Consider the following 15,146-nt stretch of genomic DNA (forward strand, 5'->3'; position numbering starts at 1 on the left):
GAGAGTCACGTCCATGCATTCTCGGTCGACTCCACGGATGTCCACCCGCCCCCGCGCACGCCGTGCGCTCGCCCTCGTGGCCGGGGCGTCCGCAGCGGCGCTCGTCCTCACGGCGTGCTCCGGCGGGTCCGACGACGGGGGCGGAGGCGGTGGCGCGGACGACCCGATCGTCGTCGGCATCTCCCTCCCCCTCACCGGCGACTTCTCCGAGCCCGGGAAGGGGGTCCAGCGCGGCTACGAGGCCTGGGCCCAGTTCGTCAACGAGGACGGCGGCCTCCTCGGCCGCGAGGTGAAGCTGAAGATCCTCGACGACCAGTCCAACGCGGACCGCGTCGTGCAGGACTACGAGGCGCTCATCGCGCAGGACGAGGTCGACCTCGTCTTCGGCCCGTTCTCCACGCGCCTCGTGGTGCCGAGCGCCCGCGTCGCCGAGGAGTACGGGATGCTCTTCGTCGAGCCGGCCGGTGCCGCGAACGAGGTGTTCGAGCAGGGCTTCGAGAACCTCTTCTACGCCGCCCCGGCCGTCGCCGACGACCACTACAACTACCTCGCCGACCACATCCTCGACATGCCCGAGGCCGAGCGCCCGCAGACGGTCGCCGTCGCCGCGATGGACGACCCGTTCGCCCAGGGCACGGCGTACGGCCTGCGCGACAAGCTCGCCGACGCCGGCCTCGACGTCGTGGTCGACGAGGTCTACCCGCCCAACACGACCGACTTCTCCTCGATCGCCGCGAAGATCAACGACTCGGGCGCGGACATGGTCATCGGCGGCACGCAGTACCAGGACGCGGTGAACCTCATCGTCGCGCTGCAGCAGCTCAACTATCAGCCGATGCTCGCCGCGTTCTCGACCGCGCCGACCAACCCCGAGTTCTCCGCCGCGATCGGCGCGAAGACCGAGGGCATCCTCTCCCCCACGGGCTACACGGAGACCGCGAGCTGGCCGTCGAACGTCGACTTCGTCGAGCGGTACACGGAGCTGCACGGCAACCCGCCCGGCGAGGACGAGGCCAACGCGTACACGACCGGCCAGGTCGTCGCCGCCGCGGTCGAGGCCGTCGGGTGCGCCGAGCAGGGCGAGTGCCAGCAGGAGCTCGTCTCGTGGCTCCGGGACAACGAGGTCGAGACCGTGGTCGGGCCGCTGACGTGGGACGAGACGGGCAAGCCGCAGGGCGCCCACCTCATCCAGCAGTACGTCGGCGGCGAGATCCAGATCGTTCTCCCGCAGGACGCGAAGGAAGCCGACTTCGTCTTCCCCAAGCCGGCCTGGTGATCGTCTCGTGACGGGAACCCTGCTCTTCCAGAGCCTCGTGCTCGGCGTGCTGCTGGGAGGGCTCTACGCCCTCCTGGCAGCGGGCCTCACCCTGTACTTCGGCGTGATGCGCGTCGTGATGATCGCCCACTCGGCGTTCCTCATCCTCGCCGCGTACCTCGCCTGGTTCTTCAACCAGCAGACCGGCATGGACCCGCTGCTGTCGCTCGTCGTCACGGTGCCGCTGTTCTTCCTCGTCGGCGTCGGGATGCAGCGCCTGCTCATCACGCGCCTGCGGCCCGCGACGCTCACGATGATGTCCGTCCTCCTCACGTTCGCCGTCGCCCTCTTCATCGAGGGCATGATCGGCTTCGTCTGGAGCGGCACGCAGCGGCGCATCCAGCTCCCGTACTCGGGCGCGAGCATCGAGTTCTTCGGCGCGCGGATCGCCGTCGTGAAGCTCGTGGCCTTCGCGCTCGCGGCGCTGTCCCTCGCGCTGCTCTACGTGCTCATGAAGCACAGCCGGTTCGGCCAGGCGCTGCGCGCGACGATCCAGCACCGCGAGGCCGCGCAGCTCGTCGGCATCAAGACCGACCGCGTCGCCGGCTACGGCTTCGGCCTCGGCCTCGCGACCGCCGCCATCGGCGGGACCGCGCTGTCGCTCGACGCGACGATCTACCCGTCGCTGCACTGGCACTGGATCGGCCCGCTCATGGCGATCATCGTCGTCGGCGGCCTGGGGTCCATCCCGGGCGCCGCGATCGCCGCCATGGTCCTCGGCATCGGCCAGAGCCTGCTCCAGGTGCCGCTCGGCACCACGTGGGCGCAGACCATCTTCTACGTCGCGCTCTTCGCGACGCTGATGCTGCGGCCCCAGGGATTCTTCGGAGGTCGCCTTGCCCAACGCTTCTGACACCCGTCCCGCGAGCCGCCGCGGTGCCGCGGCCGCCCGCCCGGTGCCCGACGGCGCGGCCGCGTCCTCCGCTCCCGGCGCACCCCCCGCTCGCCGCCCCTGGGCCCGCGTGGCCCGCCTCGCGGCGCTCGCCGTCGGCGTCGTGCTCGTCCTCGCCTTCCCGGCGATGGCCCCCAACGCCTACATCCTCTCGGCCGGCATCGTCGTCGCGAGCTACGCGTGCACCGCCACCGCCTGGAACTTCATGGGCGGGTTCACCGGCTACGTCTCGCTCGGTCACGCCGCGTTCTTCGGGCTCGGCGCCTACGGGACCGGTCTGCTCATCCGCGACGTCGGCCTCCCGAGCTTCGTCGCCTGGCTCGTGGCGGGCGTGCTCGTCCTGCTCGTCACCATCCCCGTGGGGATCGCGGCGCTGCGCGTGCGCGGCGCGTCGTTCGTCATCGTGTCGATCTCGTTCGTGCTCATCCTGCTGCTCGTCTTCCAGGCGTGGGGGTCCTTCACCGGCGGGTCCGACGGCCTCGTCGTCCCGCGCCCGTTCCCCGACCTGCTGCGGCCCGAGCACCACCGCACGTTCTTCTACCTGTTCGCGGCGCTGCTCGCCGTCATGCTCGTCGCGTGGTGGGCGATCGACCGCTCGCGCTTCGGCACCGGGCTCAAGGCGATCCGGGAGGACGAGGACAAGGCCCAGGCGCTCGGCGTCCCGACGCGCAACTACAAGCTCGTCGCGTACGTCGTCTCGGCGACGTTCACCGGCCTCGCGGGCGGCATGTACGCCCTGTGGTTCGGCGACCTCGACCCGATCTTCCAGTTCTCCATCATGCTCGGCTCCTACATGGTCCTGATGGCCCTGTTCGGAGGCGTCCGGCACCTCTTCGGCCCGCTCCTCGGTGCCGTCGTCGTGGGCACCGGCCTGGAGTACTTCAAGCTCGAGTTCGGCGACACCCAGTTCCACCTCGTCGCCACGGCCCTGCTGCTCGGCGTCGTCGTGCTCTTCATGCCCGACGGGATCATCCCCGCCGCCCAGGCGCTCGTGAAGCGCTTCGGCCCGCAGGACTCCTCGATCCGCGAGATGACGGCCGCCGAGCTCCTCGAGCGCAACCGTGCCGCAGCCGACCCCACCACGTCCGCGGGCGCCGCGACCGCCGGGCCGGCCACCGCCGTCGGGCAGGACGGGCGGCACGGGGACGGCGAGCCGAGGGCAGAGGGCACGGGAGAGGAGAAGGACCGATGACCACGACCACCACCCCACCGACGACCCGCAACCTCGAGACCGTCGGCCTCACCAAGTCGTTCGGGGGCGTCCACGCCGTGCGCGACGCCACGGTCACGTTCCACCACGGGAGGATCAACGCACTCATCGGGCCCAACGGCTCGGGCAAGACGACGTTCTTCAACTGCGTGACGGGCATGATCAAGCCGGACTCCGGCACGGTCACGTTCCGCGGCGAGGACATCACGCGGCGTGCGCCGCACAAGATCGCGCGCGCCGGGATCGGGCGCAGCTTCCAGCTCTGCCGCGTGTTCCCCCGCATGACCGTCCTGGAGAACATGCTCGTCGCGGTGCGGCGCACGAAGGTGCGCGAGCTGCTCGCCGGGGCGCGCAACCCGGAGGAGATCGACAAGGCGCGCGCGCTGCTCGTGCGCGTCGGCATCGACCACCTGGAGGACGTCGAGGCGCGCAACCTGTCCTACGGGCAGCAGAAGCTCCTCGAGCTCGCGGGCGTCCTCATGGGCGACCCGGACACGATCATGCTCGACGAGCCGGCGGGCGGCGTGAACCCGGCGCTCATCGGGCGCATCGGGACGCTCGTGCAGGAGCTCAACGCCGAGGGCAAGACGTTCCTCGTCGTCGAGCACAACATGGACATGGTCATGAGCCTGTCCCACCACGTCATCGTGTTCGACCGGGGCCGGCCCATCGCCGAGGGGACCCCCGCCGTCGTGCAAGCCGACCCGCGAGTGCTGGAGGCCTACCTTGGTGTCTGACCCGACCCCCGGGACGGGGGCGAAGCAGGAGTACCTCCTCGAGCTGGACGACGTCCAGGCCGGGTACGGGCGCGCCGCGATGGTGCTGCGCGGGCTGACCATCAAGGTCCCCGCGTCGACGGTCGTGTGCCTCGTCGGACCGAACGGCGCGGGCAAGTCGACGGTGCTCAAGGTCGCGAGCGGGCTGCTCAAGCCGCGCTCGGGACGCATCCTCGTCGGCGGGCGCGACGTCACGGGCCAGGGGCCGCAGGAGATGCTCTCCTCCGGCTTGGCCCACGTGCTCCAGGGGCACAGCGTGTTCCGCGAGATGACCGTCGCGGAGAACGTGCTCCTCGGCGCGTACACGCTGCGCGACAAGGAGAAGGTCGCGGAGCGTGTGGCGTTCGTGCAGAACCTCTTCCCCGTCGTGGGCGAGCGGTGGAAGCAGCTCGCCGGCCTGCTGTCCGGAGGGCAGCAGAAGCAGGTGGAGTTCGCGCGCTCGCTCATGGTGAGCCCGCAGGTCGTGCTCCTCGACGAGCCCTCGATGGGCCTCGACCCCAAGACGACGTCGACGGTCTTCGAGCAGGTCGTGCGCATGCGCGACGCCGGGGTCGCGGTGCTGCTCGTCGAGCAGAACGCGCGCCGCGCGCTCGAGACCGCCGACATCGGGTGCGTGCTCGACCTGGGCCGCGTCCACATCACCGGCCCCGCGCCCGAGCTCCTCGCCGACCCCCAGCTCTCCGAGCTCTACCTCGGCGGACGCCCCGCCGAGCGCTCGCTCTCGCAGAACGGATGACCCGCAGGATGACCAGCCAGACCACGGGCGCGACGACGCCCGACCGCACCGTCCGCATCGTCATGAACGGCGTCACGGGCCGCATGGGATACCGCCAGCACCTCGTCCGCTCGATCCTCGCGATCCGCGACGACGGCGGCGTCGAGCTCGACGACGGCACGCGCCTCCAGGTGGAGCCCGTCCTCGTGGGCCGCAACCGCACGAAGCTCGCGGAGCTCGCCGAGCGGCACGGCGTCGCCGAGTTCACGACCGACCTCGACGCGGCGCTCGCGGACCCGACGGCGACCGTCTACTTCGACGCCCAGGTGACGTCCGAGCGCAAGAAGGCGCTGCTGTCGGCGCTCGCGGCCGGCAAGCACGTGTACACGGAGAAGCCCATCGCGGAGTCCGTCGCCGACGGCGAGGAGCTCGCGGACGCGGCGCGCGCCGCGGGGGTGATCCACGGCGTCGTGCACGACAAGCTGTACCTGCCGGGGCTGATCAAGCTCAAGCGCCTCATCGACGGCGGGTTCTTCGGCCGCATCCTGTCGGTGCGCGGCGAGTTCGGGTACTGGGTGTTCGAGGGCGACTGGCAGCCCGCGCAGCGTCCGAGCTGGAACTACCGCGCCGAGGACGGCGGCGGGATGGTCCTCGACATGTTCTGCCACTGGAACTACGTGCTGGAGAACCTGTTCGGCCCGGTCGAGGCGGTCATGGCGAAGGCCGTGACGCACATCCCGGAGCGCTGGGACGAGCGCGGCGAGCCCTACCGGGCCACGGCCGACGACGCGGCGTACGGGATCTTCGAGCTCGCCGGGCCGGACGGCCCGGTCGTGGCCCAGGTGAACTCGTCGTGGGCCGTGCGCGTCGACCGGGGCGAGCTCGTCGAGTTCCAGGTGGACGGGACGCTCGGGTCCGCCGTGGCAGGGCTCTTCGGGTGCCGCGTCCAGCCGCGGGCCCGCACGCCCAAGCCCGTGTGGAACCCGGACCTGCCGACCGACCAGGACTTCCGCGCCCAGTGGGAGCAGGTCCCGGACAACCAGGAGTTCGTCAACGGGTTCCGCGCCCAGTGGGAGGAGTTCCTGCGCGACGTCCACGCCGGCCGGCCGCACCCGTACGACTTCGACGCCGGAGTCCGCGGGCTGCGCCTGGTCGACGCCGGCTACGCGTCGTCGCGCGAGGGTCGTCGGGTCGAGCTCGGGGCGGGCTCCGACCCGTCGGGCCTCGTCGCCCCTGCCGTCGAGGCGGGCGCGTGACGGCCGGGGACGCGGTGCGGGTCCCGCTGGCAGACGGCGGCACGCGCCGCGTCGAGCTCCGTGCGCCCCGGGAGTGGACCGACCACCCCGGCCCGTACCGCTCGCGCGTCGCGTTCGCGGCGGCGCACGTCGTGGCGGACCCGCGGGGCGAGAACGTGCCGGGCGCCCCGGCCGTCGTCGACTGGGACTCGACGCTCGCCTTCCGGCGGCACCTGTTCCGGTACGGGCTCGGGGTCGCCGAGGCGATGGACACCGCGCAGCGCAACATGGGGCTCGACTGGCCCGCGGTGCAGGAGCTCGTGTCGCGCAGCGCAGCCCAGGCGAAGGAGCTGGGCGGGCGCATCGCGTCCGGCGCCGGCACGGACCACCGTGCGCCCGACGAGCTGCGGACCGTCGACGACGTGATCGGGGCCTACGCGGAGCAGGTCGAGTTCGTCGAGGGCACGGGGTCGCAGGTGATCCTCATGGCGTCGCGGCACCTCGCGCGCGTCGCGACGTCCGCGGACGACTACGTGCGCGTCTACGACGCGATCCTGTCCCAGGTGCGCGAGCCGGTGGTGCTGCACTGGCTGGGCGAGGCGTTCGACCCGAACCTCCGGGGCTACTGGGGGTCGGGCGACGTCGACGTCGCGACGGCGACCTTCGTCGACCTCGTGCGCGCGCACGCCGCGAAGGTCGACGGGGTCAAGGTGTCGCTGCTCTCGGCCGCGCACGAGGTGGGCCTGCGCGCTGTACTCCCCGAGGGAGTGCGGTTGTACACGGGCGACGACTTCCACTACCCCGAGCTGATCCGGGGCGACGGCGAACGGCACTCCGACGCGCTGCTCGGCGCGTTCGCGGCCGTCGCGCCCGCCGCCTCGGCCGCGCTGGCCGCGCTCGACGACGGCGACCTCGACCGCTACGACGCCGAGATGGCGCCGACGCTCGCGCTCTCGCGGCACGTGTTCGAGGCGCCGACGTACTACTACAAGACCGGCATCGCGTTCCTCGCCTGGCTCGCGGGCCACCAGCCGGGCTTCACGATGGTCGGCGGTCTGCAGTCGGCCCGGAGCGTCGTGCACCTCGCGCGCGCGTTCGAGCTCGCCAACGAGGCGCGCCTCCTGCCGGACCCGGACCTCGCCGCCCACCGCCTCGGCCTCGTGCTCGCGGCGGCGGGCGTCGAGGTGGGCGCGGACGTGCCGGCCGTCGTCGGGCAGGAGGTCGCATGAGCCTCGAGATCTCGGAGTTCCCGTCGGGTTCGAGCAGGTCGATCCTGTCAGGCGAGCAGGCCGTCCCGGCTCGTCCGGGCGGTGGGACGGACCAGGACCACCTGCTCGGCGGGGGCCGGGGGAGCGTAGACGTGCCGTCGATGGTGCCGGCTCGTGTGGCGACGCCGTCGGTCGGCGACCCGCGGCTCGCGCGGCTCTCGCTCAACCAGCGCACGACGGCGGGCTGGTCGCTGCGCGAGGCGATCGACGGCTGCGTCGCCGCGGGGCTCCCGGCGATCGGGGTGTGGCGCGAGCCCGTCGCCGACGTCGGGCTCGACACTGCCGTGCGGTGGGTGCGCGACGCCGGGCTGCGCGTCTCGTCCGTGTGCCGCGGCGGGTTCTTCACCGCGAGCGACCCCGACGCGCGCGCCGCCGCCCACGCGAGCAACCTCGCCGCGATCGCGGAGGCGGCCGCGCTCGGGGCGCGCACGCTCGTCCTTGTGCCCGGTGGCCTGCCCGCGGGCGACCGGGACCTCGTCGGGGCGCGCGCCCGGGCGGCGGACGCGATCGCGGCCCTCGTCCCGGCCGCGCGCGACACGGGCGTGACGCTGGGGATCGAGCCCATGAACCCGATCTTCGCCGCCGACCGCGGCGTCGTGTCGACGCTCGAGCAGGCGCTCGACCTGGCCGAGCCGTTCGCGCCCGCGGAGGTGGGCGTCGTCGTCGACACGTACCACCTGTGGTGGGAGCCGAAGGTCCACGAGCAGGTGGCGCGCGCCGGTGCGGCGGGGCGGATCGTCAGCTACCAGGTGTGCGACTGGATCACGCCCCTGCCCGCGGACACGCTGCTGGGCCGCGGCATGATGGGCGACGGCCACGTCGACTTCGCGGCCTTCACGCGGTCCGTCGCGGCCGCCGGGTACGCGGGCGACGTGGAGGTCGAGATCTTCCACGCCGACGTCTGGGCCGCTCCCGGTGCCGACGTCGTCGCCACGCTCGCGCGCCGCTACGTCGAGCTCGTGGAGCCCCACCTCACCACCCCGTGAGTGCGGGAGACAGTCGCGCGCCGGGACCTGCCGGACGCGACTGTCTCCTGCGCCCAGGGGTGGGGTGGCGTCTCGGGGCGGGTCACAGGTCCCGGAGCTCCGCCTCGCGCTCGTCGTAGGCGCTGCGGGCCGCCGCGATGCGTTCCTGGTGCGCCTCGGTCCAGACGACGAGCGCCTTGGTCGTCGCGTGGAGCGAGCGCCCCATCTCGGTGAGGGCGTAGTCGACGCGTGGCGGGACGGTCGGGTAGACCGTGCGCTCGACGATGCCGTCGCGCTCGAGCTGGCGCAGCGTGCGCGACAGCATCCGCTGGCTGATCCCGTCGATCTCGCGCTTCAGCTCGGTGAAGCGCATGACGCGGCGGTCGAGCAGCGCGATGGCGAGCAGCGACCACTTGTCGGCGATGCGGTCGAGGATCTGCCGCACCTCGCAGTCCTCGCGCGCGTCCCACTGCCAGACGTCGGCGTCGCTCTCCCAGCGCGACGGCGGTCGCGGGTCGCACGCCTCCTCCGTCGCGGCGTCGTCGGCCGCGCCTGCCGGTCGAGGGCGCGCCGCCACGGTATCCGCGGTGATACCAGGTGGGCGTGATGTGCCGTCTTCCATGCCTCCTGATCCTGACCCACGATGGGTTCGGTATCAAGAGGTAACCGGGTGCCGAAGGGTGCTCACGACGACAGGGGACGTCCATGGGCGACGGGACGACGAGCCGCAGCGGTGCGAGCAGCCGGGAGGCCGGCCGCGAGGCCGCGCGGGAGGCCGCGCGGTTCAGCCTCCGGGACTGGGGTCTCCTCCTCGTGCTGTGCGGGGCGATCTTCCTCGAGGGCAGCGACATCGCGATGCTCTCCGTCGCGCTCCCGGGCATCCGCGCCGACCTCGGCCTCGCGACCGGCGAGCTCGGCGGGGTCGTGACCGCCTACGTCGTCGGGTACGGCGGGTTCATGCTCCTCGGCGGACGCGCGGCCGACCTCTACGGCCGACGCCGCATGTTCGTCGTCTGGCTGCTCGTCTTCCTCGTGTTCTCCGGGCTCGGCGGGTTCGCGACCGACGGCTGGATGCTCCTCCTGTCGCGCTTCGTCACGGGCGTGGCGGCCGGCTTCCTCACGCCCGCCGGGATGTCGCTCATCACGACGTCGTTCGCCGAGGGACCGCGCCGCAACCGCGCGCTCGTCGTCTACGGGGCCGCGGGGGCGGCGGGCTTCTCGCTCGGGCTCGTCGTCGGCGGTCTGCTGGCGGCCGTCCACTGGCGGTGGGTCTTCTTCGCCCCGGTGCTCGTCGCCGTCGTGCTGCTCGCGCTCGCCCTGGTCACGGTCCCGCGCGACACGACGACGCGCGTCCGCGGTGCGCTCGACGTCCTCGGTGCCGTCCTCGCGACGACCGCCATGGTCCTGCTCGCCGTCGGCATCGTGCGCCTCGAGCACCCGGGCGACGGGCTCGCGTGGACGGTCGCCGCGCTCGGAGGCGGCGCGGCGCTGCTGGCGGGGTTCGTCGTCCGGCAGCGCCGTGCCCCGCACCCGCTGCTGCCGCTGCGGCTCTTCCGGTCGGTGGAGCTCGTCCGGGCGAACGTCACGGCCGTGCTCTTCGCAGGCGGGTTCTACGGCTTCCAGGTGCTCCTCACGCTCTACCTCCAGGAGCTCCGCGGGTGGACGCCGCTCCAGACCGGGCTCGCGATGCTCCTCATGGCGATCGACGTCGTGCTCGCCCCCGTCCTCACGCCGCGCCTCGTGGAGCGGTTCGGGGTGCCGCGCGTCATCGTCGGGGGCCTGGTCGCCGGCACGCTCGCCGCGGCGTGGTTCCTCGGGTCGGGGCTCGACTGGGCGTACGCCGTCATGGTGCCGTCGCTGGCACTCGTCGGGGTGGCGTTCGCGCTGGTCTACGGGCCGATCGCGATCGCCGCGACGACGGGCGTGACCGACGCCGAGCAGGGCGTCGCGGGCGGGGTGCTCAACACGTCGTTCCAGCTCGGTGCGGCGATCGGCATCTCGGCTGCGACGGCGGTCAGCGTCCTCGCCCTCGGGGACGCGACGGGTCCGGACGCGGGCCTCGCCGCCTTCCACACCGCGCTGTGGGTCCCCGTCGCGGCGTTCGCCCTCGCGGCCGTGGCGATGGGGGCGCCGCGCCGCCGGGCCGCCGTCGGGCCGGCCGCTCCCGACGCCGCCGACACCGCGACTGCCGCTCCCGCCATCCGGTGAGTGCACGGTGCGGGCACCAAGAAGCCCGCGGGCTGCAGGTTTCTCCTGTCGTGCTGGACGAGGGCACGACACCCGCGGGCTCCGGTGGTTGCGTGGTACTCGCTCGCCGCCGGGGGCTCCCCACGGGAGACCCCGCCCGGTTCACGGGCTCACCGCATCCGGTCCGTTGCTGGATCGGTTGCGCGACGACTAGCGCGCAACCACCTCACGAGTCCGAAGAATCTTCACTTCCAGGACCACCTCCTTTCGCGTGTACGACGACGGTACGTCCGCCTCCCGCGGCCACGCCAGGGGTTTTCGCCCACGGCGTGGAACCGCCGGGGAACGGCCCGCCGGGTCGCCCGGTCGGTCCTGCGAGGGGCGACCAGGCGACGCGCAGGCCGTCGTCGCGCGCTCGACGGGGGTCAGGCGGGGCGCAGGTGCGCCCACTCCTCGGGGTAGTCGTCGAGCCACGCGGCGAACGACTGCGCGGGCCGCTCGACGAGCCGCGGGACCGTGTCGCTCACGTGCGCGAGCTCGCCCGCGGCGATCGCCGTGTACGACGACACCCAGCCGTCCACCTCGAACCGCGGCGCCCCGTACCGGTCGCGCGACGCGTACGCCTCGTCGACGGTCTCCGGGTGGTACGTGATGTCGCGGCCCGTGGCCGACGACAGCTCGGCCGCGACCTCGGCGAGCGTGAGCGCCTCGGGGCCCGTGACGTCGTAGGTGACGCCGTCGTGACGGTGCGCGTCGGCGTCGAGCAGCACGACGGTCGCGACGTCGGCGATGTCGTCGTGCGAGACCGACGCGACGCGCCCGTCGCCCGCGGGGCCGCGGATCACGCCGTCGTCGCCCACCATGAGCGCGAGCCCGCGGTGGTAGAGGTTGTCGCGCAGGAACGTGTGCCGCACGCCCGTCGCGCGGATGTACTCCTCGGTGCGCCAGTGGTCGCGCGCGAACGTGAACACGGCGTCGGGGGCGGCGCCCACGAACGACACGTAGACGATGCGGTGGACGCCCGCCGCGACGGCCGCGTCCACGGCCGCGCGGTGCTGCGCGACGCGGTCGACGTCCTCGCGCGCGGACACGAGCAGGACCGTGTCCACGCCGGTGAACGCCTCGACCATGCCGCGCGTGTCCGTGTACCCGGCGACGACGGCGACGTCCGACTCCGGCAGCGGGTCGTCGCCCAGGCTGGGCGCGCGGGCGGCGTCGCGCACCACGAGGCGTTGCGGCGCGCCCTCGGCGGCGAGCCGGAACGCGAGCTTCGACCCCAGGAGACCGCTCGCGCCCGTCACGGCGACCCGTCCCGACCCCGCCCCGATCATCATCTCCTCACGGTAGGCGCCCTGGTCACGGGCCGCCCGACGACCGGCCCGGACGGGAGGGGAACGCCCTCCTCGCGCAGAATGGGGCCATGTCCAGTGCCGAGACCCGCCCCGGGCCCTACCGCGTCATGACCGTCTGCACCGGCAACATCTGCCGCTCCCCCATGGCCGAGGTGGTGCTGCGCGACCGCTTCGAGGCGGCCGGTCTCGGCGACCGCGTCGTGGTGGACTCGACCGGGATCAGCGACGAGGAGCGGGGGAACCCGATCGACCGCCGCGCCCGGGCCGTCCTGGCGGAGCACGGGTACGTCGTCGACGGGACGCACCGGGCGCGTCAGGTGCGCGCGGGCGACCTCGGCGCGCGCGACCTCGTGCTCGCGATGACCGCCCAGCACGCGCGGGCGCTGCGGCGCCTCGACGCGTCGGCGCCGGTGCGCCTGTACCGCTCGTTCGACCCGGCGGCGCCGCGCGTCGAGCCGGGCGGGTCCGAGCACGTGCTCGACATCGCCGATCCCTGGTACGGCGGGCAGCAGGACTTCGAGGACTGCCTCGCCGAGGTCGAGGCCGCGGCCGACGGGATCGTGGACCTCGTGCGCTCAGAGCTCGACGGCTGAGCGCGCGCGACGGGCGTCCGTCCCGCCGGCGCGCGACCCGCGCGGCCGCGGCGGAGTGGTCCAGCGGAAGCGGTCGAAGAACGCGTCGAGCGCGGGGACGCGGCACAGCACGGTGAACAGCCCGAGGCCGAGCGCGCCGCCCACGACGTTGAAGAGCAGGTCGCTGGCGTCCGCGACGTGACCGCCACCCAGCAGGTGCGAGGTGACGTACTGGGTGACCTCGATCGCGAGGCTGAAGGCCGCCGCCGTGAGCACGACGCGCCACCACGACGGCCGCGCCAGGAGGAGCGGCAGGAGCATGCCCAGCGGGACGAACACGAGGACGTTCATCACCGCGTCGGCGACCTCGTAGTCCACGAGGGGCACGAGGACCAGGTGGGCGTCCCACGCGGCGCTGCTCGCCGGCTTGTCGAGGAAGATCGGGAACACCGTGTTCGCCACGACCCCGGCCCCGTAGACGGCGAGCGCGAGCGCGACGGCGGCCCGCGGCAGCGTGAGACGACCGGACCGGTGCAGGCGCCACAGCAACAGCCCGAGGACCACCGCCCCCAGCGGGACGACGACGGGGAGGACGGGGACCTCGCGAAACACTCGAACCGCTCCTTCAGCTGACGACGCCACGCACGACGTCGCCGACGGTAGCGGTGCCCCGCCACCCGGGAGATCCCCCGACGGTGCGACCCCGGCCGCGGCGCCCTCCCCCTGCGGGTGGACCGGGGCGCGCCGCCCGAGGTGTCATCGGGTGTCGTCGAGCGTCACCGGCGGCGGGTCCGCCCGCGCAGCGTCCCGACGGCGGTGCCCACGGACCGCGCGACGGACCGTCCCGCGTGACGCACCGTGGCGCCGAGCCGGCCGAGCGCGCGGCCCACGCCGCCCGTCGCGCGCGGCGCGCCGCGGGGAGAGGGGGCGACGGCGTCGGGCACGGGCGGCGTGACGGGCGCGGGCCGCGGCAGGTACGCCCCGACCCACTGCGCGATGCGTCCGTACGCGAGCGCGCGCACGGGCCGGGAGGAGAGGACGACGTCGTGCAGGGCGCCGTCGAGGCGCGCGACCGTGACGAGGTCGCCGAGCTGGACCGAGCGCTGCGCGACGCCGTCGACGTCGATCGCGGTGTCCGTGCGCATCATCTCGGGCGACCAGCGGGGCAGCAGCGTGCTCCGGGCCGAGAGCAGGACGAGCACCGGGGCGCCGATCCCGAGGCCGCGCGCGACCGTCTGCTGGCCGTGGAAGACGGCGGACAGCCACGCGGGCGTCGTCCGGAAGCCGTGCTGGGGACGCCACGTGAGGTCGTACGACCACTCGCCGTCGAACTCCTTGCTCACGGAGCGCGTGTAGAAGCCGAGGTCGACGTTGGGCAGCGGACGCGTGGGCGTGAGCCGGGCGCGCGCGCCGATCACGGGCTCGAGCAGGAGTCGGCCGACCTCGCGCGTCTGGAACTCCAGCCACGGGCTGTTGAGGACGAGCGCCGCCGCGCGCCCGGGGTGGCGCGCGAGCCACAGGCTCAGCGTGAGGCCGCCCGTCGAGTGGCCCATGAGCACGACCTCGCGCGGGGACCGCCCGTCGCCCCGGTGGCCCATCGCGACGAGCGCGGCCTCGATGTCCTCGTCGTACGTCGCGAGGTCGGCGACGAACCCGGGCGTCTGGCCGGGCCGCAGGCTGCGGCCGTACTTGCGCAGGTCGAGCGCGTGGAACCGCGCGCCGTGCGCCTCCCAGAAGTCGGCGAGCTCGGTCTGGAAGAAGTAGTCGGACCAGCCGTGCACGTACAGCACGTCGAGGTACGGGTCGGGCCCCGGGCGCCGACGCCGCACGAGCGTCGCGACGACGTCGCCCTCCTCGTCGGGCGCGAGCGGCAGCGTGAGCTGCTCGTAGTCGTCGCCCAGGACGTCGGGCTGCCAGTCCGCCATGCCGCCGACCCTAGGCGGGCCCGACGACGGCCGCCCGCCCGGCGGGTCGCGAACCGGTCGGGCGGGGTCGGGTCCGGTCGAGCCGGTTCCGGTGGTCAGCGGGCGGTGCGACGGGCGCGCCAGCGCGCGACCTCGTGCTCGACGTCGCGCGTCGGAGTCACGACAGGCGGCCCGCCGAGCAGCTGACGACGGGCGTCGACGACGCGCGCGTTGAAGTCCGCGAGGATCTCGCGCACGGCCTGCTCGTCGAGCTCGCGGTCGAGGCGGTCGTCGAGCTCGCGGTCCTCGGTCTTGAGGAGCATCGCCGGCGGCCCGAGCCCGGTGAGCTGCTCGCGCTCGATCACCGCCTTGAGCCACCAGTCCGGGTCGTGCGTGCCCGTGAGCCCGGGGATCGGCTTGCCCGCGAGCGGGAGGTCGTCGAACTCGCCGCGCCGGACCGCCTGGTCGATCACCGTGTCGACGTACATCGCACGGTCCTCGGGTCGTACACGGCGTGGACCCCCAGCCGGGAGGTCGTCCTCGCGCGCCTCGGCCGCGCCGCGCGCGCCTGCCTCGCCCGCCGCGCCCACCGGCTCCCGGCGCGCGGGGTCGTCGTCGGGCGCCTCCCGCTCCGCGGCCTCGCGCGCGGCCTCCCGCTCGACCCGGTACTGCGCGGCCCGCCGGACCGGGTCGTCGTCCGGGGTGCGGGAACGTCGTCGGAACACGAGCACCTCCTCGTCGTCTCCGCCCAGCGT

Annotated in this window: 15 protein-coding genes; 10 read left to right on the forward strand and 5 right to left on the reverse strand. The window is 73.7% G+C overall.

The window, feature by feature from the left end:
- Positions 1-37: 37 nt before the first annotated feature.
- The 8 genes from MT994_RS02725 to MT994_RS02760 all read left to right on the forward strand — a co-directional run bounded on the left by MT994_RS02725 (position 38) and on the right by MT994_RS02760 (position 8,397).
- Positions 38-1,276 (forward strand): amino acid ABC transporter substrate-binding protein, encoded by a 1,239-nt coding sequence (locus MT994_RS02725; RefSeq protein ID WP_354805010.1) that lies wholly within the window; start codon positions 38-40, stop codon positions 1,274-1,276.
- A 7-nt stretch (positions 1,277-1,283) separates the two neighbouring features.
- The gene (locus MT994_RS02730; RefSeq protein WP_074804082.1) at positions 1,284-2,168 is read left to right on the forward strand and encodes a branched-chain amino acid ABC transporter permease; all 885 of its coding nucleotides are present in this window, start codon (positions 1,284-1,286) and stop codon (positions 2,166-2,168) included.
- 109 nt (positions 2,169-2,277) lie between these two features.
- Entirely contained in the window at positions 2,278-3,399 is a 1,122-nt protein-coding gene (locus tag MT994_RS02735) for a branched-chain amino acid ABC transporter permease (protein ID WP_354805012.1), read from the forward strand.
- Complete coding sequence (locus MT994_RS02740; RefSeq protein ID WP_021479842.1) at positions 3,396-4,154, forward strand: ABC transporter ATP-binding protein; 759 nt, start codon at positions 3,396-3,398, stop codon at positions 4,152-4,154. The genes MT994_RS02735 and MT994_RS02740 overlap by 4 nt, the downstream gene beginning before the upstream one ends.
- Positions 4,147-4,929, forward strand: coding sequence for an ABC transporter ATP-binding protein (locus MT994_RS02745; protein ID WP_021479843.1), 783 nt, complete (start codon positions 4,147-4,149; stop codon positions 4,927-4,929). The genes MT994_RS02740 and MT994_RS02745 overlap by 8 nt, the downstream gene beginning before the upstream one ends.
- 8 nt (positions 4,930-4,937) lie before the next feature.
- Positions 4,938-6,164 (forward strand): Gfo/Idh/MocA family oxidoreductase, encoded by a 1,227-nt coding sequence (locus tag MT994_RS02750; RefSeq protein WP_198947262.1) that lies wholly within the window; start codon positions 4,938-4,940, stop codon positions 6,162-6,164.
- Positions 6,161-7,372: a dihydrodipicolinate synthase family protein gene (locus MT994_RS02755; protein WP_354805015.1), complete on the forward strand. Its 1,212-nt coding sequence runs from the start codon at positions 6,161-6,163 to the stop codon at positions 7,370-7,372. The genes MT994_RS02750 and MT994_RS02755 overlap by 4 nt, the downstream gene beginning before the upstream one ends.
- A gap of 140 nt (positions 7,373-7,512) precedes the next feature.
- A complete protein-coding gene (locus tag MT994_RS02760) occupies positions 7,513-8,397 on the forward strand; it encodes a sugar phosphate isomerase/epimerase (RefSeq protein WP_354805097.1) in 885 nt (294 codons plus the stop codon).
- Between the two features lie 82 nt (positions 8,398-8,479).
- On the opposite strand, the gene MT994_RS02765 is transcribed toward MT994_RS02760, so the two are convergent.
- A complete protein-coding gene (locus MT994_RS02765; protein WP_228485156.1) occupies positions 8,480-8,953 on the reverse strand; it encodes a helix-turn-helix domain-containing protein in 474 nt (157 codons plus the stop codon).
- Between the two features lie 128 nt (positions 8,954-9,081).
- On the opposite strand from MT994_RS02765, the gene MT994_RS02770 reads away from it, so the two are divergent.
- The gene (locus MT994_RS02770) at positions 9,082-10,584 is read left to right on the forward strand and encodes an MFS transporter (protein WP_354805016.1); all 1,503 of its coding nucleotides are present in this window, start codon (positions 9,082-9,084) and stop codon (positions 10,582-10,584) included.
- A 404-nt stretch (positions 10,585-10,988) separates the two neighbouring features.
- Here the strand turns inward: MT994_RS02770 and MT994_RS02775 are convergent, their stop codons facing one another.
- Positions 10,989-11,897, reverse strand: coding sequence for an SDR family oxidoreductase (locus MT994_RS02775; protein ID WP_205688577.1), 909 nt, complete (start codon positions 11,895-11,897; stop codon positions 10,989-10,991).
- Positions 11,898-11,983: 86 nt separating this feature from the next.
- Between MT994_RS02775 and MT994_RS02780 the strand changes: the two genes are divergently transcribed.
- Positions 11,984-12,508, forward strand: coding sequence for a low molecular weight protein-tyrosine-phosphatase (locus MT994_RS02780; RefSeq protein ID WP_232322663.1), 525 nt, complete (start codon positions 11,984-11,986; stop codon positions 12,506-12,508).
- Here the strand turns inward: MT994_RS02780 and MT994_RS02785 are convergent.
- The 3 genes from MT994_RS02785 to MT994_RS02795 all read right to left on the reverse strand — a co-directional run bounded on the left by MT994_RS02785 (position 12,491) and on the right by MT994_RS02795 (position 15,116).
- Complete coding sequence (locus MT994_RS02785; protein WP_354805018.1) at positions 12,491-13,099, reverse strand: VanZ family protein; 609 nt, start codon at positions 13,097-13,099, stop codon at positions 12,491-12,493. The two genes, MT994_RS02780 and MT994_RS02785, sit on opposite strands and share 18 nt — an antisense overlap.
- Before the next feature lie 164 nt (positions 13,100-13,263).
- Positions 13,264-14,412, reverse strand: a complete 1,149-nt coding sequence (locus MT994_RS02790; protein ID WP_354805020.1) for an alpha/beta hydrolase — start codon at positions 14,410-14,412, stop codon at positions 13,264-13,266.
- Positions 14,413-14,507: 95 nt separating this feature from the next.
- Positions 14,508-15,116 (reverse strand): DUF1992 domain-containing protein, encoded by a 609-nt coding sequence (locus MT994_RS02795; protein WP_233139924.1) that lies wholly within the window; start codon positions 15,114-15,116, stop codon positions 14,508-14,510.
- Positions 15,117-15,146 lie beyond the last annotated feature (30 nt).

The sequence above is a fragment of the Cellulosimicrobium sp. MI9406 genome (assembly GCF_040595865.1).
In the GTDB taxonomy this organism is placed as follows: domain Bacteria; phylum Actinomycetota; class Actinomycetes; order Actinomycetales; family Cellulomonadaceae; genus Cellulosimicrobium; species Cellulosimicrobium funkei.